Origin of the sequence: Halomonas sp. N3-2A (assembly GCF_002216165.1) — a bacterium.
Classification (GTDB): domain Bacteria; phylum Pseudomonadota; class Gammaproteobacteria; order Pseudomonadales; family Halomonadaceae; genus Vreelandella.
Genome location: NZ_CP022286.1, coordinates 901,811 through 924,584, shown reverse-complemented (window position 1 = coordinate 924,584; position 22,774 = coordinate 901,811). Strand labels below are relative to the sequence as shown.

At 53.8% G+C, this 22,774-nt stretch carries 17 protein-coding genes; 4 read left to right on the top strand and 13 right to left on the bottom strand.

The features are described 5' to 3' along the window. Positions 1-3 precede the first annotated feature (3 nt). From CEK60_RS04215 to kdpF, 6 genes are read right to left on the bottom strand one after another with little or no spacing between them, the layout of a single operon-like run. Positions 4-726, bottom strand: a complete 723-nt coding sequence (locus CEK60_RS04215) for a response regulator (RefSeq protein ID WP_089037960.1) — start codon at positions 724-726, stop codon at positions 4-6. Continuing rightward, a complete protein-coding gene (locus CEK60_RS04210) occupies positions 716-3,400 on the bottom strand; it encodes a sensor histidine kinase (protein ID WP_089037959.1) in 2,685 nt (894 codons plus the stop codon). The genes CEK60_RS04215 and CEK60_RS04210 overlap by 11 nt, the downstream gene beginning before the upstream one ends. A 4-nt stretch (positions 3,401-3,404) precedes the next feature. Then, positions 3,405-4,088, bottom strand: coding sequence for a potassium-transporting ATPase subunit KdpC (gene kdpC / locus CEK60_RS04205; protein WP_232471467.1), 684 nt, complete (start codon positions 4,086-4,088; stop codon positions 3,405-3,407). 10 nt (positions 4,089-4,098) lie between these two features. Then, positions 4,099-6,135, bottom strand: coding sequence for a potassium-transporting ATPase subunit KdpB (kdpB, locus tag CEK60_RS04200; RefSeq protein WP_089037958.1), 2,037 nt, complete (start codon positions 6,133-6,135; stop codon positions 4,099-4,101). A 10-nt stretch (positions 6,136-6,145) separates the two neighbouring features. Next, on the bottom strand, positions 6,146-7,837 hold the full coding sequence (kdpA, locus tag CEK60_RS04195; RefSeq protein WP_089037957.1) for a potassium-transporting ATPase subunit KdpA: 1,692 nt from the start codon (positions 7,835-7,837) through the stop codon (positions 6,146-6,148). Between the two features lie 9 nt (positions 7,838-7,846). Then, positions 7,847-7,927, bottom strand: a complete 81-nt coding sequence (kdpF, locus tag CEK60_RS22985) for a K(+)-transporting ATPase subunit F (RefSeq protein WP_084183678.1) — start codon at positions 7,925-7,927, stop codon at positions 7,847-7,849. A gap of 207 nt (positions 7,928-8,134) precedes the next feature. Between kdpF and trkA the strand changes: the two genes are divergently transcribed. Next, positions 8,135-9,508: a Trk system potassium transporter TrkA gene (gene trkA / locus CEK60_RS04185; protein WP_089037956.1), complete on the top strand. Its 1,374-nt coding sequence runs from the start codon at positions 8,135-8,137 to the stop codon at positions 9,506-9,508. A 52-nt stretch (positions 9,509-9,560) separates the two neighbouring features. Here the strand turns inward: trkA and CEK60_RS04180 are convergent, their stop codons facing one another. The 7 genes from CEK60_RS04180 to CEK60_RS04150 all read right to left on the bottom strand — a co-directional run bounded on the left by CEK60_RS04180 (position 9,561) and on the right by CEK60_RS04150 (position 19,030). Continuing rightward, on the bottom strand, positions 9,561-10,283 hold the full coding sequence (locus CEK60_RS04180) for an anti-sigma factor (RefSeq protein ID WP_089037955.1): 723 nt from the start codon (positions 10,281-10,283) through the stop codon (positions 9,561-9,563). Then, positions 10,280-10,861 carry a sigma-70 family RNA polymerase sigma factor gene (locus CEK60_RS04175; RefSeq protein ID WP_232471466.1) on the bottom strand — a complete coding sequence of 194 codons (582 nt, stop codon included), beginning with the start codon at positions 10,859-10,861 and terminating at the stop codon, positions 10,280-10,282. The genes CEK60_RS04180 and CEK60_RS04175 overlap by 4 nt, the downstream gene beginning before the upstream one ends. Before the next feature lie 174 nt (positions 10,862-11,035). After that, positions 11,036-11,560: a DUF3455 domain-containing protein gene (locus CEK60_RS04170; RefSeq protein ID WP_089037954.1), complete on the bottom strand. Its 525-nt coding sequence runs from the start codon at positions 11,558-11,560 to the stop codon at positions 11,036-11,038. Positions 11,561-11,719: 159 nt separating this feature from the next. Continuing rightward, entirely contained in the window at positions 11,720-12,835 is a 1,116-nt protein-coding gene (ugpC, locus tag CEK60_RS04165; protein ID WP_089037953.1) for a sn-glycerol-3-phosphate ABC transporter ATP-binding protein UgpC, read from the bottom strand. Then, positions 12,823-14,517, bottom strand: coding sequence for an alpha-amylase family glycosyl hydrolase (locus CEK60_RS04160; protein ID WP_089037952.1), 1,695 nt, complete (start codon positions 14,515-14,517; stop codon positions 12,823-12,825). The genes ugpC and CEK60_RS04160 overlap by 13 nt, the downstream gene beginning before the upstream one ends. Before the next feature lie 165 nt (positions 14,518-14,682). Further along, positions 14,683-17,388 (bottom strand): HTH-type transcriptional regulator MalT, encoded by a 2,706-nt coding sequence (gene malT / locus CEK60_RS04155; protein ID WP_089037951.1) that lies wholly within the window; start codon positions 17,386-17,388, stop codon positions 14,683-14,685. Between the two features lie 118 nt (positions 17,389-17,506). Further along, on the bottom strand, positions 17,507-19,030 hold the full coding sequence (locus CEK60_RS04150) for a carbohydrate porin (RefSeq protein ID WP_089037950.1): 1,524 nt from the start codon (positions 19,028-19,030) through the stop codon (positions 17,507-17,509). A 627-nt stretch (positions 19,031-19,657) separates the two neighbouring features. On the opposite strand from CEK60_RS04150, the gene CEK60_RS04145 reads away from it, so the two are divergent. From CEK60_RS04145 to CEK60_RS04135, 3 genes are read left to right on the top strand one after another with little or no spacing between them, the layout of a single operon-like run. Beyond that, positions 19,658-20,929, top strand: coding sequence for an ABC transporter substrate-binding protein (locus CEK60_RS04145; RefSeq protein ID WP_089037949.1), 1,272 nt, complete (start codon positions 19,658-19,660; stop codon positions 20,927-20,929). A gap of 14 nt (positions 20,930-20,943) precedes the next feature. Next, positions 20,944-21,930 (top strand): carbohydrate ABC transporter permease, encoded by a 987-nt coding sequence (locus CEK60_RS04140; RefSeq protein WP_038483262.1) that lies wholly within the window; start codon positions 20,944-20,946, stop codon positions 21,928-21,930. Beyond that, complete coding sequence (locus CEK60_RS04135) at positions 21,930-22,772, top strand: carbohydrate ABC transporter permease (RefSeq protein ID WP_038483259.1); 843 nt, start codon at positions 21,930-21,932, stop codon at positions 22,770-22,772. Before CEK60_RS04140 ends, CEK60_RS04135 begins: the two co-directional genes overlap by 1 nt. Positions 22,773-22,774: the final 2 nt, after the last annotated feature.

Sequence of the window (22,774 nt, the reverse complement as noted above, 5' to 3'; positions counted from 1 at the left end):
GTGCTACGTTTCAGGGCGTAGCGCGGCTTCTACCAGCAATCGATATCCGACGCCTGCTTCTGTTTGAAGCAAGGTGGGTGTTTGTGGGTCATCCCCCAGTTTCTGCCTTAGTCGGCTGATCACGATGCGCAAATAGTGCGTATCATCAACATGCGTTGGCCCCCAAATTTCTTTTAACAACTGGGTCTGGGTAACGACCCGCCCGGCGTAGCGGCACAGGCGCGCTAACACAGCGAACTCTTTGCGCGTTAAATGCACATCGTCTTGCTGTAGTGTGACCCGCCTTAGTTCCAGATCAATCGCTAACCCCTGACTGACATAGTAACTTGATGTTTGCTCTCCCCGAGCTTTCTGGGCCAAGCGCAATACCGCTCTTATACGCGCTAGTAACTCTTGAATGCCAAAGGGCTTAGTAACGTAATCGTTGGCACCGTTATCCAACGAAAAGACTTTCTCTTCTTCCCGATCACGAACAGATACCACAATGACCGGCACGGTACTGTGCTCACGTATACCCTGCAGTACTTCGTGGCCATCCATATCCGGCAAGCCTAAATCGAGCAGCACGACGTCAGGGGCTTGGGTATACACCATGGCTAACGCTTGCTCGCCATTCTCTGCTTCCAATACTGCATAGCCCTGAGAGGCTAAACTGATACGCAGAAATCGCCGAATCTGCTGCTCATCATCAACAATTAGAATGCGACCGCTGCCTTCACTCTTCATCACTCCTCCTAATATCTGCACCTAACAGTGGCAGCGTTATAATAATCGCGGTACCTCGCCCACTTTCGCCCGTACCGGCCATAATAGTGCCGCCATGGGCACCAATCATGCCACGACATATGGCTAAACCAAGGCCGCTGCCGTGGGCACTTCTATCGCCGTCGCCACCGCTGTAAAACATATCGAATACCTGCTCGCGCAGCTCGGGAGAAATACCAGGGCCTTGATCTTCAACAGTAATCACCAACGTTGCGGGGTCACCTTCGTCAAAGTGCGCCTTTATGCTCAATTCCCCCCCTGGTGGTGAAAAACGTTGAGCGTTATCCAAGACATTCACTAACGCTTGTTCTACCAGCGCAGGGTGGACATAAAGTAGCGGTAACGAAGGAGGCCAAGACTTGCGGACAACGACATGCTTAAGCGACTGACCCAAGCGCTTGAGCGCTGAGTTAATAACGTCGTCAAACGCTACCCAGTCTCGCTCAATTTTTAACGTGCCGTGGCCTAGCCGGGTCATATCCAACAAGTTTTGTATGTATCGATTGAGGCGCTCACTTTCGGACAAAATGCCATCAAGCAGCTCACGCTGGTCGCTATCGCTTAGCTGCGGTTTGAGTTCGATTAACGAACTGGCTGAGCCAATAATAGAAGAGAGTGGTGTACGTAGGTCATGAGACACCGATGAGAGTAACGCAGAGCGCAGGCGTTCGTTCTCTTCGGAGACACGGGTTGTATTCAGCTCTGCCACTAGCCGGGTACGCTCTAGCGCCATACTAAGCTGACGCACCAGCGTATCCATTAACGACTCTCGTTCGAAGGTGAGCGCTTTTAGGCTTTCCGACAGTTTAAGCGCCAGCATCCCTACTTTTTCGCCCTGCACTGTCAGGGGTATTAAGCGCCAAGCCTGTTGACTCAGGGTGTCTGTACCCTGGCCACTGGGCTTTTGATGCTGCCAACTCCATACCGCCGCTTGCTTAGCGGCCATGTCTAAGCACACCGAATCCGGCAGCGCCTGCACAACTCGCACTTCATTCGCGCTTTCGGCGCTTTCAATAAATACCGTGGGCACCGCAAAGCACTGCACCAATGTATCAACGCCAATTTTTGCTGCACTGGCGCTGTCTGTCGCGGTTGATAGCTGTTCGGCATAACGCAACAAAAGCTGGGTCTGATCGCGGCTAGCGCGCAGTGCAATTAAACGCCGCCGTCCCCTACCCGCAAGCTGCCCAACCACCACGGCGACGAGCAAGAAGAACACTGCGGTCAGCAGTTGACCACGCTCCACCATGGCAAAGGTTAGACGCGGCTCGGTAAAGAAGAAGTTGAATGCTAAAAAGCTCGCGATGGCACTGAACATCGCCATAGCGGTACCCGCCCATACGGCACTAAACAGTACGGCCACTAAAAACACTAAGGGTAAGTTGGCCAGCTCAAGCCAGGGCTCTAGCATGACAGCCCCCCCTAGGGATGCCATTACCGCCAAGCTAGTGGCCAGTAATTGGGGAGGATGCAGTTTCCAGCCATGCCGCCATTTATTGGCACGTTGTTTTAAGGCCCCTTGTGCCACTATAACAATATCGAACGCCTCGGCATGCGCCATCAAACGTTGGGCCAGTGGCCGTGACCACTTCCACCAGCGACGCTTCGCTTCGCGGCCGACTACAATGGTGGTCGCATTAATTGAACGTGCATAGTTGAGAACTTCGCTTAGCTGACTATGCCCTTGTAAACGTATTGAATCGCCACCCAGCCGAGTAACCAGGCTGAAAACTTGTTCAATGGCCAGTTGCTGCTCTGGGGAGGCAATTCCTTTATCAACATAGACCGCTCGCCAGACCGCCAAGCGCCGCTCTGCCATCCGATGAGCCGCGCGAACCAGCGATACGTCGTCTTCACTGCCATTAATCACCAACAACAGGTGCGGTCTTACCGGCCAGGGGCCTGCCCTACCACCCGCATCCATTGCCACTTTAACATCCGCATCCACCCGCTCGGCCATGGTTTGAATTGCCAGCTCACGCAGCGCGTTGAGATTGGATTCATTAAAGTAACCTTCCATGGCAGCACGGGCTTGTTCGGGTATATAGACTTTGCCACGCCTTAAGCGCTCAAGGAGCTCGTCGGGCGTTAAGTCAACAAGCGATACGTCTCGGGCGCGCTCTAACAGCGCATCAGGCACCGTTTCGCGCATGCGAACCCCAGTAATCCGCGCGACATCATCATTCAAACTTTCGAGATGCTGGACGTTAACGGTTGTCCACACGTCAATACCTGCATCCAGCAGCTCTTCAATATCCTGGTAACGACGCGGGTGCCGACTGCCGGGGATATTACGGTGGGCAAGTTCGTCCACCAGCAAAATACTGGGACGCCGCTCCAGGGCGGCATCAATATCAAACTCATAGAAGGTTCGGCCATGGTGCTTTAAAGGCGCTAGCGGAAGCCGTGCCATCCCATCACACAAGGCTTCGGTATCAGCGCGACCGTGCGATTCCACCACGCCAATGACAATATCTTCACCTTCCTCTGCCCGTTCACGGGCGGTGCGAAGCATGGTGTATGTTTTACCGACACCGGGTGCGGCTCCCAGAAATACACGCAAACAGCCGCGCGCCTCTCGGCGCGCGGCTTTTAGCAATGTATTGGGATCGGGTCGCTGATCCGCTGAATACATTGGTTTACTCCATGGTGTCTGAAGCCATCGGGGTGACGGGTGCTGAGGTTAATGGCGCTGCGGTGGTTGATGATACTGGAAAACGATCATCCAAACTGACATTCAGCCGCAACACATTCACCACCGGCGAGCCCAGCCAGCCTGTGTTTTCAAGTGCTTGATCAATTAGCGCCGTCACAGTAGCTTCGTCGATGCCACGTGCTTGCGCTACTCTGGCAACCTGTAGCTCAGCCGCCTCGGGGGAGATATGCGGGTCGATACCGGAGCCAGACGCGGTAATCAGATCAACAGGGATTTGATCGACACTTACGTTTTCACGTTGAGCAATGGCATTTGCATCTGCCTGGGCACGCTCGCGCAGCGATACATTACTCGGCGCCAGATTAGAACCTGAGACGCCACCTGCGTCATTGCCCGCCGCTGATGGACGACCAATAAAGTACTCATCGCTGACAAACGTCTGAGATACCAGGCTTGACCCGACCACCCGACCAGAGGCATCTCGAACCAAACTGCCTTGCGCCTGTTCGGGGAATAACCAGCCACCCAGTGTTGTGGTAACCAGCGGATAAATCAGCCCTAGAAGAACGGCCATTACCACCATAAAGCGAAGTGCATTGCCCCAGGAGGCCTTTGCCTGCAGCACATCGTCATTCACTGCGATCTGGCGTTTCATATCTACATTCATCACGTTTCTCCTAGATAAATAACGCAATCAGCATGTCGAGAAGCTTGATGGCGGGGAATGGCAGTAGCAGCCCACCCAGGCCATAAATCAGCAGATTTCGACGTAACAACTCCGTCGCCGATGCCGCTTTCACAGACACACCGCGCAAGGCAAAGGGAATCAATGCCGGAATGATTAATGCGTTAAATAGCACGGCTGCAAGCACCGCCGTGGTCGGAGAGTGCAAATTCATAACATCGAGCACGCCAAGCGCAGGGAAACTGGCGGCAAACAGCGCTGGCAAAATAACAAAGTATTTAGCCACATCATTCGCCAGCGAAAACGTCGTCAGCGCGCCTCGGGTAACCAGCAACTGCTTGCCAATTTCCACCGCACTAATCAGCTTGCCAGGATCAGAGTCCAGATCCACCATATTGGCCGCTTCACGGGCTGCCTGGGTGCCTGAGTTCATTGCCAACCCTAGATCCGCTTGAGCAAGAGCGGGAGCATCGTTAGTACCGTCACCCACCATGGCAACCAAGCGACCACTGGCCTGCTCTTCGCGAATCAACGCTAGCTTGCGCTCTGGCGTGGCTTCGGCAATGTAGTCGTCCACGCCTGCCGTCGCGGCAATAGCCGACGCCGTAATCGGGTTGTCACCCGTAATCATTACGGTTTTGATACCCATGGCACGCAGTTCAGCAAACTTCTCCGCGATACCGCTTTTAATCACATCAGACAGCGCCACCACGCCCAAAATCTGACTGCCTTCAGCCAACGCAATGGGGGTTGCGCCATCCCGTGAAATACGCGCAATGACCTGTTCGTAATCGCTGGGTATATCACCGCCCTGGGCTTTTACCCATTCCGCAATCGCATTCGGTGCTCCCTTACGCAGCTTTTTACCGCTGGACAGATCAACGCCTGACAGGCGTGTTTCAGCACTGAACGCTTCAAAGGTTGCACCATCGGCTTCTTGTCTAAGCTGGACATCGACGCCCTGCTCAGTGGCTAGCTCCACAATTGAACGCCCTTCTGGCGTAGGGTCTTCCAGGGACGTTAAAAACGCCACGTCACGGACTCGCTGACGCGGAATCTGTTGGCAAGGAGCAAACTCCGTCGCACGGCGATCGCCAAGCGTTATCGTGCCGGTTTTATCCAGCAGCAAGGTGTCGATGCTGCCAGCAATCTCGACGGCTTTACCTGATTTAGCCACCAGGTTAGCCCGCATAGCGCGCTCCATACCCGCAATACCGATAGCAGGCAAGAGGCCACCAATAGTGGTCGGAATTAAACAGACCAGCAATGCCACGAGCATAACCGTGGAGGTTTCAACGCCCACGAAAGCCGCCATGGGTACCAACGTGACGACCACGATCAAAAACACCAGCGTTAGCATTGCCAAGAGTACCGATAGCGCCAGCTCGGAAGGTGTCTTCTGACGGTTGGCGCCTTCAACCAAGGCAATCATGCGATCTAACAACGATTCGCCAGGGTTAGCGCTAACTTCAATAATCAGATGATCTGACAGCACTTTGGTCCCGGCACTGACACCGCTGTTATCAGTGCCCGCTTCACGCAGTACGGGCGCAGATTCACCGGTGACAGCCGACTCATTGATCGAGGCAGCCCCTTCAACGATATCGCCATCGGCGGGAATCAGCTCCCCCGCGACAACCTTCACACGATCGCCTTTGCGGAGAGAGTCGGCCGTAACATTACTCGTCGTACCATCAGCGTTCAGCTTAACTGCCTTCAACTCTCCCTTGGTTTTACGCAGCGCCCCAGCATGGGCTTTACCACGTGACTCTGCCAGCGACTCGGCACCCGTGGCGAACAGAACGGTGGCCAGTAACAACAACGCGATAGCCAACGCAAAACCGCCATTTTCTCCCTGGGCGAAAGCAATGGGCGTCAGCCCAAAGCACACTACGGTACCAATGGCGACCACGGCCATCACGGGGTTTCGCGCAAGTTGTTGAGGCGCAAGTCCTTTCACAGCCCCAGCGACGACCTGGCCAATGGGTAGCGGACGACGCGGCTGTTTAGCAAGCTCAGTATGTGACATCTCGTTTCTCCTAGAAGCCTTGCGTCACGGCTTCAGCAATCGGGCCAAGCACTAACGCCGGTAAGAAGCCCAGCAGGTTAACAATCACAATCACACCGGCGGTCAATCCCATAAATGCCGGGCTATCCATCGGCAAGGTGCCGCGTCCCGCGGGTGCAGTGCGCTTCGCTGCCAGCCATCCGGCCACCGCTAATGGCACCAGCATGGGCAAGAATCGACCGACCATCAGGGTGATAACACAGGCAAGGTTCCACCACGGCGTATCATCGCCAAGCCCTTCAAAACCAGAGCCGTTATTGGCAAATGCAGAGGCAAATTCGTAAAGCACTTGGGTTAGGCCGTGAAAACCAGGATTTGAGGTTCCAGCAGCGTTAGGCATCGCTACGGTAAGCGCGGAGAGACCAAGAATGACTAACGGCTGTACCAGGATCGCTAGAGAGATCCAGCGCATTTCACGGGTTTCTAGCGGTTTGCCAAACAGCTCAGGCGCTCTACCAACCATCAATGAGCCAACGAAAGCCGCCAACATCAGATAGAGAAAGAAACCGATAAGCCCAACACCGATGCCACCAAAGGTGACGTTCACAAACATATCCATCAACACCATCATGCCGCCCATGGGGTTGAAGCTGTCGTGCATGGCGTTAACTGAGCCGTTCGATGTTTGTGTCGTCCAACTGCCCCACAAAGCGGAAAGATCGGTACCAAAACGCAGTTCTTTGCCTTCCAGATTAGCGCCGGGCTGGGAAAGCTCGACAAGCGCAGCATTCGGCATACGTTCCGAAGAAACCACAACCGAGGTGGAAATCAGCGAAAACGTCAGCATCACAGCACCAATACCCATCATTAATCGGCGTCGGCCAATAATAAGTGCGATGGCAATCAGTAATGCGAAGGGAATAATCGTCAGCGAAGCGGTTTCAATCACGTTGGCCAACGGCGTTGGATTTTCGAGCGGAACGCTAGAGTTTGGTCCATACCAGCCACCACCATTGGTGCCTAGCTGTTTGATCGCAACCATTGATGCAACCGGCCCTAAGGGAATCGACTGCACCTCTTCCACTTGCGAATCCAGCATTTCCACCTGATGCGCCGCTTGGTAGCTAGAAGGTACTCCTTGCGAGGTCAGTAACAGCGCCACCACTGCTGCCAGCGGCAACATAACGCGCACTAACGTGCGGGTCATATCATGATAGTAATTGCCAACCCCTTTTACCGTTCCCGCAGGCCGAGCCACTAGCAAAGTACGCGCTATGGCGACTAGCACAGCGAGCCCCGTAGCGGGGGTTAAAAACTGCAGCGTTACAATGGCAAAGGTTTGGCTTAGGTGGGAAAGCTGCGCCTGGCCCGAGTAGTGCTGCTGGTTAGTGTTGGTGGCAAACGATACCGCCGTATGCAGCGCTGTATCCCACTTCATACCAGGTATGCCGTCAGGATTCAGGGGCAATAAGCCCTGACACATAAACACCAGCCATGCCAGCAGTATCAAGCCTACATGCAGTTTCAGAATAGCTAGCGCATAGACTTGCCACGTCATTACGCTTTGACTATTAACGCCTGCTAATCGGTAGATAGGCGTTTCTATCACTCTGAATAGCGTGTCGATTCGACTGGGCTGAGTACTTAGCGCGCGGGCAATGTATATCCCTAATGGCACACCAAGTAATGCCACGATGGCATAAATGGCGATCATGTCGTTCATGGCAATCTCCTAAAAACGCTCGGGGCAAAATAGCGCGTAAAACAAGTACGCTGCTGTGCCGGTGGCGATTATCAACAGTGCAATATTCATCGATGTGCCTCCTTTGATTGGCCCCCAGAGCTTAGAGATTGCCTGCGTAAAAAATCGATGGCGTTTAAGGCGTTAGCCGTCAAAAAGATGTAAAAAAAACAACTTTTGGCCCATTAAGAGAGCTGCCTGCCATTGCTGCACTCGACAGCTTCCCTATAGATAGGTGACTATCTTCAGTGACATGTCGCCAGAGTGATCTAACCACCGATGAAGATTATTATTTTGGGTGCCGGCCAAGTTGGTGCCACCCTGGCGGAGCACCTTGCCCGCGAAGAGAATGACATCACCGTTGTCGATACCGACGGCGCAAAACTGCGCGAACTGCACACCAAACTGGATATCCGCACCGTGACGGGCTCGGCGTCATATCCCATTGTGCTGCGTCAGGCGGGCTGTGAAGACGCCGATATGTTGATTGCGGTGACCAACACCGATGAAATCAACATGATCGCCTGCCAAGTCGCCCATACGCTGTTTCGCACGCCTACCAAAATTGCCCGCGTACGCTCAACCGCCTACCTCACCCGTAAGGGGCTGTTTGCCCACGAAGCGATCCCTATTGATGTACTGATCAGCCCTGAACAAGTGGTCACGGATCATGTTCGCCGCCTGATTGAGCACCCCGGTGCGTTGCAGGTGTTGGAGTTTGCCGGTGGTTTGGTGCAGCTGGTGGCGGTCAAGGCGTTCTATGGTGGCCCGTTGGTGGGACAGGATTTAGCCTTTTTAGCCAAGCACATGCCCAATGTGGAAACACGCGTGGCGGCAATTTATCGCCGCAATCGGCCGATTATTCCCCGTGGCGATACGGTGATTGAAGCCGACGACGAGGTGTTTTTCCTGGCGGCACGGCGTGATATTCGCGCGGTAATGAGCGAACTACGCCGCGTTGAACGGGATTTCCGGCGGGTGGTGATTGCCGGTGGGGGCAATATCGGTGAACGTTTAGCCGAACACCTGGAGCACAGCCATCAGGTCAAGATTATCGAGCACAGTTTAGAGCGCTGTACTGCGCTTTCCGAGCGGCTTGACCGAACGGTGGTGCTACACGGCAGCGCCACCAGCAAGCGGCTGCTGGAAGAAGAGAACATCGAAGACTGCGATATCTTTTGTGCTCTGACCAACGACGACGAGGTCAATATTATGTCGTCGCTGCTGGCCAAACGCTTGGGCGCCAAGAAGGTACTGACGCTGATTAACAACGCTGCCTACGTGGACTTGGTTCAGGGGGGCGAAATCGATATCGCCATTTCACCCCAGCAAGCAACCATCGGTAGCCTGCTTACTCACGTCCGCCGCGGCGATATTGTCAATGTACACTCACTGCGCCGTGGCGCTGCGGAAGCCATCGAGGCGATCGCCCACGGTGACAAGCAGTCGTCCAAAGTGGTGGGCCGGACCATTGCTGAGATCAATCTGCCTGAAGGCACCACCATTGGTGCCATTGTGCGAGGCAAAGAGGTCATGATTGGCCATGGGGATGTGATGGTAGAGAGCGGCGACCACGTCATTCTGTTCGTGATTGATAAGCGGCGCATTCGTGACGTGGAGCGGCTGTTCCAAGTGGGATTAACGTTCTTTTAAGCCACCCGGAACTCGCCTGTGATGTCGTTAGCATCGTTCATAATGCTATGCGTTAAATCTCCACCGCGCGGCCAATAAACTCTATCGGGCCAGTTGGTAAACCAGTGGGCGAACCGGTGTCCTCTTCTAGCGTGAGTTCAAAGAGCTGGTTATTTTCAAGCGGCGGTAACTGGTCTAAACGCAGGCGCAGCGGTTGCCCTGGTTCTACTAGACCAAGTGAAACCGGCGCTTGCCAATCATCCGCCTTGGTCCAGAACTCCAGTGCTTTGCCTTCGGGCACTTCAAAAGCGCCTAACGGGATCAGTTGAATTTCCTGGCGGTTGGCGGCCTGTACGACCCACCCGGCTGATTGAGTTTGCGGCGCTAACAGCACCACCATATATTCCGGCGTTGTTGGTGCAGTGGAGACATTGGTCAATATCACGCCCATGGTCACCGCGGCAGCCAAACCAAGGCCGGTAGCGGTGCGCCAAAATGGTAGGCTGTGCACCAAGCGGCGTGGCGTTGGTGCCACCCTTGGAACACGCGCTGATCTTTTCGATGCGACGTGCATGCTGCGCTCTATGCGCGGCCACAAATAATCTGATGGGGTAACAGGATCAACGATCGCGGTGTAGGGGAAAAACTTCTCTTCCCAGTCAGCCACGATGGTTTGTAATTCTGGATCGTTGGCCAAGCGTGCCTCAAAGGCTTCTCGCTCAGCGATGGGTAACGAACCTAGCACGTACTCCCCTGCAAGTGCATAAAGGTCATCATTTTCGTTTGAACGCGTCATGACATACACTCCCGCAGGCGAAGCAAACTTCGCTTAATCCAGGCTTTAACAGTGCCTAGCGGCGCGCCAGTGTGTGCAGAAATCTCGGCATGACTTAACCCATCCACGTAGGCATGTAGCACACAGTTGCGGCGCTCGGTTTCCAATTGCTGCAAGCACTCATCCATCTGTTGGCCAGTCTGCCAGTCAAAGGCTTCCGCCGTTGTCGATAATGACTGTTGGTAGGTGTCATCATCGGCTAGCTCGCCTGGGTCGTTGATATCCACCCTGATTTCTCGGTCGCGCTGGCGAATAGCGTTTAATGCTAAGTGGCGGGCAATACTGAATATCCAGGTACGGGCAGAGCCCCGTTCGGGGTCGAAACTATCGGCTCGCTGCCAGATGTTCAGGCAAGCATCGTGGACAATGTCCTCAGCCATGCCGCGGTCTTTCACAATGCGCATGACAACGCCAAGCAGTTTGGCACCCTCTTGACGATAAAGCTGATGTAGTGCCGCTTGCTCACCACGCGCGCAGCGGGCAAGTGCATCAGCATAATCGAAGTCGTTAGCTATCGTAGACACGCCTATATCAGACACTTGCTAGCTCCCTGGTGACGCGCCGATACAGTCGCCACTACTGTTATCGCCGCTCTTTTGGCTAGCATAGCGGCTAGAGACTCGCGAGACGAGCCTCTAGCCTTACTTAGATGTGTTTCTTGAGAAAAACATTGCTTAGCAAAAGTGCTACTTACCACTAAGCAATAAAAGGACTTAGTTAGCTGTCCAGAAAATATAATCTGCTTGATAGGTGACGACTGCAGTGGCACCGTCATGGCCATCATCGCAAGCCACATCGGGTGCGACACCACCTTGAGTGTTCAGGCGTTGAATGTAGCTAACGCCAGTCATTGCGCCCTCACCTTCCGCAGGATTGGCTTCAACGAGCTGCAACGGGATATTGCCATCACCATTCGCGGCAGTTGCCAACTGAGTGCCGGTAACTTTGGAGCCATCCAACGCTTCCCAAGTAGCAGGCGGGCCATAGTAGCTGCCAACTTGAGCACCATTACTGTCGTTCAGCGCAGCGTGGGGGCCTTTGAATACCCAGCCCATAGTACCGTCACCTTTAGCTTCGCACATGTAGGTAATCGCACCCACACCCACTGTTTCCAGAGCGACGGTATTGCCATCGGGCACTTGAACGTCGGCAGGCGTCATATCGGCCAGCGCAACGTGACTGAAGGATGCAATCAAGGTAGCGGCGAGTGCTGCACGCGTAAGAGGTTGGATAGTCATTTCAGTCTCCTTGGGTTTTGTATCAACCACTACAAAGTGTGGCTGTATAGGGGATACACACGAGAAGACGTTTTGGATGCACTCTTTATAGAAAATAATTAAGAAAAAAGCGCCTAAAAAATTTGAGGCGCTTTTTATGTATATAAATCAGCTGATTAATTATTGGCTAACGCCATCTACTGCAACCTGCCGGGGGCAGGCATTGCCACTGTGATCAAACAGGTGGCAATGCTGGCCTGCAAGCCCCAAACGCACCGTTTGGCCCTCTTCCAGATGGGTCAAACCATCTAAACGCTGGGTGAGCGGAACGCTAATACCTGCTACCTGCCAATGCGCCAACGTTTCGTAACCCAGCTTTTCCGCCACCATTAAGGTCGCACTCAGTGTGGCTTCTGCCTGTTCGGCTGCGACAAAATCTTCTGCCCGCAGCCCAAGCGTTGCGCTATCCCCTGCCTGAAGATGCTTGCCATTGACCGCCACTGCCAGCGTGTCACCGCTATGCAGACGCACGACTGTTTGACGTTCACCTGGGTCTACCACCGTGACGGGAAAGGTATTAATCCGCGGCGAGCCGATGAACTCGGCCACTTCAAGGGTTTTAGGGAAGTGATAGAGCGAAAGCGGCGCGCCGACCTGGGCGATACGGCCACGGGAAAGCAGCACAATACGGTCAGCCAGCGTCATCGCCTCCACTTGATCGTGGGTCACGTAGATCATGGTGGCGTTCAGGCGCTTATGCAGCGCCGCAATTTGCACCCGCATATCCACCCGCAGCGCGGCATCCAGGTTAGAAAGCGGCTCATCGAACAAAAAAACCGCGGGCTCTTTTACCAAGGTACGGCCAATCGCTACCCGCTGACGCTGGCCACCGGAAAGATCTTTAGGTTTGCGTTCCAGCAGTTCAGTCAAGTGCAACATGTCAGCGGCATGCTGAACGCGACGACGAATCTCGGCTTTATCAGTGCGCGCCAACTTTAAGCCAAAGGCCATGTTTTCCGCCACGCTCATGTGCGGGTACAGCGCATAAGATTGGAACACCATGCCGATATCCCGCTCCTGGGGCGGAATCTCATTGATCCGCTGACCATCAAGCTGCATATCGCCTTCGGTGATGTCTTCCAGGCCTGCGATCATACGTAGCAAGGTGGATTTTCCGCAGCCAGAGGGGCCAACGAAGACCACGAACTCGCCATCTTCGATCGTAAGATCGATATCCCGAGAGATTTCCACACCGTCAAAGGATTTACCAATACCGCTAAGCGTTAAACGTCCCATGGTGCATCCTCCTCGGACTGTGGGCAGCAGGCAATCGCCACGCCGTAAGGTGGCAGCCGAAGTTGCCCATCCTGCCACTCGCCGTTTAGCCAAGCAGGCGAACCCTTGAGAGATTCAGCGCTTTTAGGCGCCGTGCGAGTGACGGTTTGGTCGCTAAAATTCAGTGCAATCAGCAGACGTGAGTGTTGATAGGTACGCTCTAAACAGAGCACCTCATCATGCACGGCGTGATAGCGCACCTGGCCTTTTACTAGCGCAGGCTGGGTGCGGCGAAACGCTAAAAAATCACGGTAGGCATTGAGCAACGAACCGGCATCGTTATCTTGCTGATCAACGGCGAGACTGGCGTGCGAATCGGGCACTGGCAGCCAGGGCGTGACATCGCTAAAGCCAGCGTGTCGCGCATCGGCTTGCCAAGGGTGTGGCGTTCGGCAACCATCGCGACCTTTATAGGCAGGCCAAAAGGTGATGCCCGCCGGGTCAACCAACTGCTCAAACGTCAGTTCGGCTTCTGGCAAACCAAGTTCTTCACCTTGGTAAAGGCACACACTGCCCCGCTGGGTAAGCAAAAACACCATATAAAGCCGTAGCTTATCCAGCTGTCCTTCAGCCTGCCAGCGGGTGGCAAGGCGGGTGACATCGTGATTTCCTAGTGCCCAACAGGGCCAACCATCGCCAATCCGAGCTTCCATTTCGGTGAGCGTTTTATGCAAATAACCAGGATCGGCTTTGTCGGTCAGCAGGTTAAAGGAGTAGCACATGTGCAGGCGATTGCCGCCTTGGGAGTATTCCGCCATCACGCCCAGGGCGTCATCGTCACCAACTTCTCCCACGCTCGTCGAGCCAGGGTACTCATCGAGCAGGCCGCGCAGGCGTTCTAAAAACACCACGTTTTCCGGCTGGGTTTTATCATGCTGATGCAGCTGGTAGCCATAAGGGTTGTCCGGGCGAACACCTAAAAAGCTTTCGGTTACTGCTGCGCGCGGAGGATTATCCTTGAGCTCGCCGTGGGTGCAGAAATTCACAGCATCAAGACGGAAGCCATCGACGCCCCGCTCCAGCCAAAAGCGCGCTTCTTCCAGAATGGCATCCACCACGGCGGGAGTGCGGAAATTGAGATCCGGCTGACTGGCCAGGAAGTTATGCAGATAGTACTGGCAACGGCGCGTATCCCACTGCCAGGCGCTACCACCAAACACCGACTGCCAGTTGGTCGGTGGCGCACCATCAGGTTTGGGATCGGCCCAGACATACCAGTCTGCTTTCGGGTTATCACGACTTTTGCGGCTCTCTTCAAACCAGGCGTGCTGGTCAGAGGTATGTGACATTACCTGATCAATCGTCACCTTCAGCCCTCTGGCATGGGCAGCTTCAACCAGGCGCTCAAAGTCTTCCAGGGTGCCAAACATCGGGTCAACACCACGGTAATCGCTAATATCGTAGCCGAAGTCTTTCATGGGCGAGGTGAAAAACGGCGACAGCCAAATGGCATCGACGTTTAGCGAGGCAATGTAATCCAGCTTATCGATCAGCCCTTTTAAGTCACCAATCCCATCGCTCTGGCCGCCCTTGCCGTCGCTATCCATAAAGCTGCGCGGGTAAATTTGGTAAATCACTGCGCCGCGCCACCAGTCAGCGCCTTGGCTGCCAACGTAGTGGGAAGTAGAAGATGCCTGCATCATTATATTGTCCTTATCATTTCCTGTTGATTGGCATGATGCAGCGTTGATCGAAAGATAAAATCCTCCCCTAGAGGTAGCGGTGGGCGTAGGTATTAGGAGTAGGTGTTAGGAGTAGGTGTTAGGAGTAGCCGCTACCGCCGCCCTTAAGCACTGTTTACTCGCCTCTTATTCTCCTTGAATATGCGCCAATAATTGCCCCGCCAGCGCAATAGCTTCATCCCGCCGCCGAATATTCTGTTTTTGATAAAGGCTGCGGATATGCGTTTTGATGGTGGTGGGCGCCACCGATAGCTGTTCAGCGATCTGCTCATTAGAGAGCCCAGCATGAATCAGCCCCAAGATTTGCCACTCTCGGCGAGTGAGTGGCGACGTACGGATAAGTTCAGGCACATCGGGCCGTGCCACAATGTTGGCAATGACTGTCTCGTCCAGCATCAAGCGCCGGGCGCTGCCAAAATCTTTTTGGCGGCCAGCTAAGGTCAACAACCGCTCCGCGCGAGCCTGTTCAAGGGGGGCTAAGCTGTTACTTGCTAATAACGTCGACAGCAGCTCCCCAAGTGGTTTGCCTATCCGTAAAAAGCTGCCTACCAATGCGGTGCGGGAAGCTAAACGGAGTGCCTGCTGTATATGGTTACTTGCCTGAGTGGTTTTCCCCTGATGCCAAGCCACCGCCGCTAAGCACAGCTGGTTGCGATTCGCATCAGTCACTAATCCCAGCCGCTGGGTGTGCTCTTCAAGGGCATCCAGCAGTTCGCGGGCCTCTTCATAGCGCCCCAATAGTGTTAATGCACGGGCATGGTTACGCACGTTGCACTGGGAAAAGTGATTGGTGGCATGCTCGGTAAGTGGTTCTGGCGCTTCTTGGCGCCAACGCTCGACCGCATCCATATCGTGTGTCGACTGCCACCACGCCAACAGCGTTGCATGGGCATTGGCTACCCAATCAATGTGGTAATCCCCTTCTGAGAGAATTTTACGCAGCCTACGAATGTGGTCGGCACACTGCGCTTGGTCTCCCCGGCTCTGGGCGACTTTAGCGAGCTGAATATGGCACTGAAGTGTCCAGCGCTCGCCTTGATTGTCTAACACCGCAATACCTTTCAACGCTGCCTGCTCGGCTTCGTCTAAGCGATGCCACTCCCAAAGCACCTGGCTGCGAATGCGGTACAAAAACTCCGCGACCGGCAAATGTTCAAGTTCGGCGCGTTCTAGATGAGCAAAGGCGCGCTCTTGAATATCGTAGGCGGCCTGCAAGCGTCCCTGAGCCACCAGGGTTTCAGACTGATGACAGTATGACCACAGCAGCAGTTGATGATCGTTACGCTGACGAGCTTGGCGCTCTACTTCTCTAACGCGCTGAAGCGACTCTTCCAGATAACCCAGAACAAAGCGTGCTTCACTAAGAATAGCGGTGGCGGTTAGCGGTGTTGACGCCAGATAGCGAGCAGGCGCCGCGAGCGCTTGCTCAGCCAGTGGCGCTGCACGCTCAGCATCACCATGGTTAATCGCCAATTGGGCACGCAATGTGGCAAATTCAGCACTCAATGCCTGCCATTCGGGCTCATCCAGCTGCGCCTCTATCCATCCGATCACTCGTGCCGTGATATCAAACTGAAATTGCCCATGGGATACCCAGCCATAGAGCAGCGTATGCTCCGGACGTTTTGAAAGTCGCGGTTCGCCCAACAGCGCAAAACCTTGCGCTAATAACGCATAAGCTCCACTGGCTAGTAATGCAGGGCCCTGCGCGGTCAATAAGCTGGCAACGTCCTCTTGCTCCTCGGCTAAGATTGCCTGGCGCAGCGCCATGACCGGATCATTTAGCGCTAACCACGCCTGGCTTGCACGCTGGTGTAGCCTTCGCTGGGTGGCTAAATCAAGCTCGTGGCGGCGGTGGCGAAGATACTCGCCAAACAGTCGCTGAAAGCGAAACCACTGGCTATGCGGGTCGGGGCGTTCAATGAATAGCCCAGCTTGCTCAAACGCTTCCAAGCGCTGAGTTAATCGCTCCCCTTCCAAAAGGCGCGCCATTAGCTCGGGCGAAAAGCGTTCTAATACTCCCAACTGAAGCATCAGCTCGCGCTCTTCAGCAGGAAGCGCGGCAGCGAGCAGTTCATCAAACCAAGCGACAAAATCAGGATGCGCACCGCCTAAACGCTCTACCAGCGCATCAAATCCCGCACGCGTGGTGGTTCGCTCAACCAGCCAGTTAAGCGCTACAATCCAGCCACCGCTTCTACGCAACGCACGTTCAAGGCTTACTCGGGTGGGCGGAAAACTTAGCTGTTCGGCACACAAGGTGTGTGCTTCTTCGCTGTCAAAGGCCAATCCATGAAGGTCGATCTCTTCAAGCTCCCCTCTCAATCGCAAACTCGCCAAACCAAGCGCGGGTCGCGAGCGGCTCGCCAGTGTCAAGGTCAACCAAGGCGGCTGATGACGCAGCCAGTGAGCGACACCCGCCAAAATATCGGGATGGGTCACGTGTTCAAATTCATCGACGACGAAACGACACGGGGAACGTTGTTCGGGTAACTCTCCCAACCAGCGTTCAAGCTGCTCGATGCAGTCAGCATTGTCAGCCATGGGCGAAAGCACATAGGTGTCATCGAACAGTTTGTTCAACGCTGCCCGCCAGTAGGTTAGAAAGCGAGCTGGCTGGTTATCACGCTGATCCAATCGTAACCAAGCGGCCTCCTGCTCCAGCGCGGGTAACCGTTCGGCCAACAGTGTCGTTTTGCCATAACCCGAGGGCGCTGCCAGCACTAGCAGGCGGGTACGCTCGTTTAAGGCGAAATGATCATTTAGACGTGGCCGGGCCACCACACTAAGCGGCAGCGGCGGAGCCTTTAGCTTTTCTTGGAGTAACGACATCAGCGCCTCCCGATATCAGTGCTTTTACCTAACAAAAAGCCCGCGACACGTCGCGGGCAATCAGCATTGGAGAAACAGTTTTCGCTAGCGAGCAGCGGCTTACGCTTAGAACCTCTTCTTAGAACCATACCTCGCTTTGTATGCCAAAGGTAAATTCACCGCCAGTAAATCCATCGCTACCTAGAGAGCTGGCACCGTAGCTATTAAGGCTCTCGTCCCAGTCGCTGTAAGTCGTGAATAAACGGATCTCAGGACGCTTCCAGAAACCACCGACTTCCGGCTTGAAAGTCGGTGCGATAGTGAACTTCATATAGTCACCATCAACCGCGTTACGGTCACTGTAACCCTGTGGATCTAAATCCATCCACTGATAGCTAGCTTCGTACTGCATTTCGAAATTCTGATTGATTTCATTGGCCAGACGCACGTTTAGCGTAGCCCAATCATAGCTGTCACCGTTAGCGAAACGATCTTCACTGGTTTCAGCCAGTATCGACGGTGCAATACGCCACGTCGGTGCAATATAGGTCGTTCCGTATAGCGCCAGCCGCGTTGCGGTCGCATCATCCGTCAGGTCGCCGTTGCTACCCAACCCTTTAACTTCGGCCCCTAAGCCTTGGCCGTGCAGTACAGCGGCCTTAAAGTTACCTTCGCCCATGCCGAAGAAACTGTCGCCGTGGTAAGCCACCATGGTATGCCAGCCGGTATCAGCCGCGGTTTGGCCCACGCCAATATCACGCTCATCGTTATCAGCAGCAGACATGCCGTTGACCATGACCTGCCAGTTACCGAAGTAATTATTAGAGGTCAGCACGAGGTTATCCGTATCGCTATTTTCTCCATCTAAACCGGGATTTTCACGGTTGACGATCGGATAGTCGCTGAAGCTGCGGCCATAAACTGAAAGGTTACTCTTCCAGTTATCGGCTAGCTGCATGTCGTATATACCGCCACCGGTACCGGCGAGGAAGACAACATCGCTATCTAGCCAATGGATATCAAAGTTATCGCGGTCAAAACGCTTACCGGCCCAAATGGAAGCGTTTTCAAACGCGCCGGTAAAGCTTGGTAAGTCACTAAATTCGGCATACACCTGGCGCACGTTTAGGTTGGTATCGTCACCTACCCAATCGTTACTGGAATTAGTACCAGCAGCCAACATCGTGGTGTAACGGGCTTTTGCACCGTTATCAAACTGCATGCGGTAGTTAAGAATGGCTTCAGAGTATGTATCCGGCTCGTTGCCCAAACGACCAACGGCACCGCCATTGCCACCCGCGGGTGTTAGATAAGGACCAGCTGGTGCGCTTTTGCCATCTTCACCAATTAGCAGGCCGGAACGCGCATAGACATTAAAGGAGAATCCCTCTTCACCGCTGGATTGGCGCTCTACACGGGCAAGGCGTTCTTCAATATCAGCATTGGTGGCGGGCGCACTTGACGATGGTGCAGCATGTCCCTGCTCAGCTAACTCCGCGCGACGTTCTGCAGCCTCCGCCCGCTGCTCGGCAGCCGCAATTCTTGCTTCTAACTGAGCAAATCGCTCTTCCAATGTTGTGTCGGCGCTAGCAGTGCCACACAGCCCAAAACTGGCAGCGGCGATGGCAATGGCGAGAGGTGTTTTGAATGTCATTTTGTGCATTGTTTTAAACCCTAATTTATTAAGCCCTTGTTTTTAAAAGCCACACCCTTAAAACCCATGCTCTTAAAAGCTGTATTCCTAAGAGCTGTATTCCAAGGAGCTGTGTTCCTAAGAGCTATGCTTTAAGAAAAGCGTTTTAAAAATCGCTTTAAAAACTTGGCTTTAAATCTTTTATTTTTGAGATTTTGTTGAAAACGTAAGTTTCTGATGCTTTTGCTTTAAACCTTCCTTCGAGCCAAAGCCATCAGTCTGTCGCTTTACTGCACGGATAGCCCACGCTCATCAACACGCCCAACGACTCTCCCACTGAGTGGCGCTAAACGCTGTTCTGCGAACCGAATCCAGCAGATTATGTTGCAAAGCAACTACGTTTTATCCCGCTAGATAACGGTAGAAAGAACTTAATCGATTAAGAGGTAGTAAACCAACAAGAAATCACTAATTATCGACCAATGTCTAAACTGTTCATTAGGTTAGAAAAAAGTGATGCAATGGCATTAGACAAAAGTCGCTATTGAACTTGTCACGAGGAGACGGCTAACTGGCACCTTACTTAATCGTTTAAGTAGGCACTACAAGCGCTTTTAACACTCATTACCCATAACAACAAATGCCGAGGAACGCCCTATGAAAAAGACACTACTCACTTCTGCCATTGCTTTGGCTAGTCTCGCTAGCGCCACAGGCTCTGCCCAGGCGGCTGAGTTAACCATTTCTTGTGGAGCTGTTGGTGCGGAACTTACTCTTTGCCAAGAAGGTGTGAGCGCCTGGGAAGAGAAGACCGGCCACAGTGTCGATGTGGTTTCAACGCCAAACTCATCTACTGAACGTTTGTCACTCTACCAACAAATTTTATCCGCCAATTCTAGCGACATTGATGTCATGCAGATCGATGTTGTCTGGCCCGGCCTACTCGCTAATCACCTGCTTGATTTAAGCGAAGTGCTTGGTGAAGACGCCGCGGCAGGCCACTTCGACACCATTGTCACCAACAACACTATCAATGGCCGCCTAGTTGCGATGCCCTGGTTTACCGACGCAGGTGTTCTGTATTACCGCGAGGACTTGCTGGAGAAACATGGCCATGACGTACCGACTACGTGGCAAGAACTGACCGACATCGCGCGTGATATCAAAGATGCCGAGCGCGCAGAAGGCAATGATCGTATGCAGGGTTTTGTCTTCCAGGGGCGTGCTTATGAAGGACTTACCGTCAATGCACTGGAGTGGGTATCAAGCTTCGGTGGCGGCACCGTGGTAGATCAGAATGGCGAAGTCACCATCAATAACGAGAAAGCTGCTGAAGCGCTGAATTTAGCAGCCTCATGGATTGGCGATATCTCTCCGGAAGGCGTGCTGAACTATACCGAAGAAGAAGCCCGTGGTGTCTTCCAGGGCGGCAATGCCGTATTTATGCGCAACTGGCCATACGCCTGGTCACTGGCTCAAAGCGAAGATAGCGATGTACGTGGCAGCGTCGGCGTTACCCAATTGCCCGCAGGTGGAGAAGACGGTCGAAGTGCAGCCGGCTTAGGCGGTTGGAACTTAGCAGTATCCCGCTATAGCGAACATCCCGAGCTTGCCGCTGACCTGGTCGCTTTCTTAACCGGTGAAGAAGAGCAAAAGCGTCGTGCTATCCAAGCGTCCTACAACCCCACCATCGATGCGCTTTACCAAGATGAAGAGGTACTGGAAGCCGTGCCATTCTTTGGCACTCTTTACGACACCTTCACCAACGCCGTCGCCCGTCCGTCAGCACCTACCGGGGATGCCTATGGCCGTGTTAGCAATGCCTTTTTCAGCACTTCCCATGATGTGCTTTCGGGCACTAAAACTGGCGCTGACGCCGTCGCTGACCTCGAAGGCGATTTACTCCGCCTGAAGCGTCGCAACTGGTAACCGCGGAGATACCTATGTCGACCTCTTCTAACAACAGCGCGCCCCTGGAGGCGCGCTCAGCCGCAGCGCCAGCGCGTCGGCATCGCGGCACTAAAGTACGCCGTCAGCGGGTCAAAGCGGCTTGGCTGTTCTTGGCTCCCATGCTGATCGCATTAACATTGGTGGCTGGCTGGCCGTTAATGCGAACATTTTTTCTAAGCTTTACCGATGCCTCACTGTCGGACCTGGGTGCGGCTAATCTAATCGGGTTTGAAAACTATCTGGTTTACGACAATGGCCGCTGGTTCGGGGTGCTTGCTGACCCAGTCTGGTGGCAATCTGTTTGGAATACGGTTTATTTTTCGGTGGTATCTGTCTCTTTAGAAGTCATTTTCGGTGTCATTGTGGCGCTGATTCTAAATGCGGAGTTTAAAGGTCGGACGATTGTTCGCGCGGCAGTGCTGATTCCGTGGGCAATCCCTACTATCGTTTCCGCGCAAATGTGGGCATGGATGCTCAACGATCAGTTCGGCATCATCAACCACCTGCTAATGACGGTTGGGATTATCGATAATCCTATCGCCTGGACGGCTAGCGCGACTTACTCAATGTGGGCCGTCATCATGGTTGATGTCTGGAAAACAATTCCGTTTGTTGCTCTGTTGGTATTAGCCGCCCTACAGATGTTGCCAAAAGACTGCTACGAAGCCGCAGAAGTAGACGGCATTCATCCCGTGCGTGTGTTCTTCAAAGTTACCTTGCCGCTGATTACGCCTGCCTTGATGGTGGCGGTGATTTTCCGCCTTCTAGATGCCCTGCGAGTGTTCGACGTGATCTACGTACTGACGTCTAACTCGACCAGCACGATGTCGATGTCAGTCTATGCGCGTCAGCAGTTGGTTGAGTTCCAGGATGTTGGTTACGGCAGTGCTGCCTCTACCCTGTTGTTCTTGATTATTGCCCTGGCCACCGTTGCTTACCTCTATTTAGGCCGTAACAAAATACAACTAGGAGGTGACTGATGAACCAACGTCAGTTAGCCAAAATTGCCAAGCGCGTCGGCTTTTGGGCCTTAATTGCGCTGATTATGGTATACGCCGTTTTCCCATTTTATTACGCGGTCATTACCTCACTTAAACCTTCCAGCGAGCTTTTCCGGGTTGAACTTTGGCCCTCAAATTGGAACCTGGATAACTATGCGCAGATTTTTAGCCAGTCGAGCTTTATCCGTGCGATTTTTAACTCAATAGTCGTAGCATTTAGCGTTGTTTTCATCGCGCTGCTACTGGGGATCACCGCCTCCTATGCGCTGGGCCGAGTTCGCTTCCGTGGTCGCTCGACCGTCATGCTGGTCATTCTTGGGGTTTCCATGTTTCCTCAGGTTGCGGTGCTCTCAGGTTTGTTTGAGGTGATTCGCGCACTAAATCTCTACAACAATCCCGCTGGTCTCATTCTGAGCTACACCATTTTCACGCTGCCCTTCACCGTCTGGGTACTTACCACCTTCATGAAAGAACTGCCCATGGAGTTGGAAGAAGCCGCCATTATGGATGGCGCTACGCCCTGGATTACGATTACTAAAGTTTTCCTACCGCTAATGTGGCCCGCCATGGCAACCACTGGCCTGCTCGCCTTTATTGCTGCGTGGAATGAGTTTCTGTTTGCCTTAACCTTCACACTCACTGATGCACAGCGCACCGTGCCTGTTGCCATTGCCCTGCTGTCAGGTGGTAGCGCCTACGAGCTGCCCTGGGGGCCAATCATGGCCGCGTCGGTCGTCGTCACCGTGCCCCTGGTTATCTTGGTCATCATTTTCCAACGTCGCATTGTTTCAGGCTTAACTGCGGGCGCAGTTAAAGGCTAAGC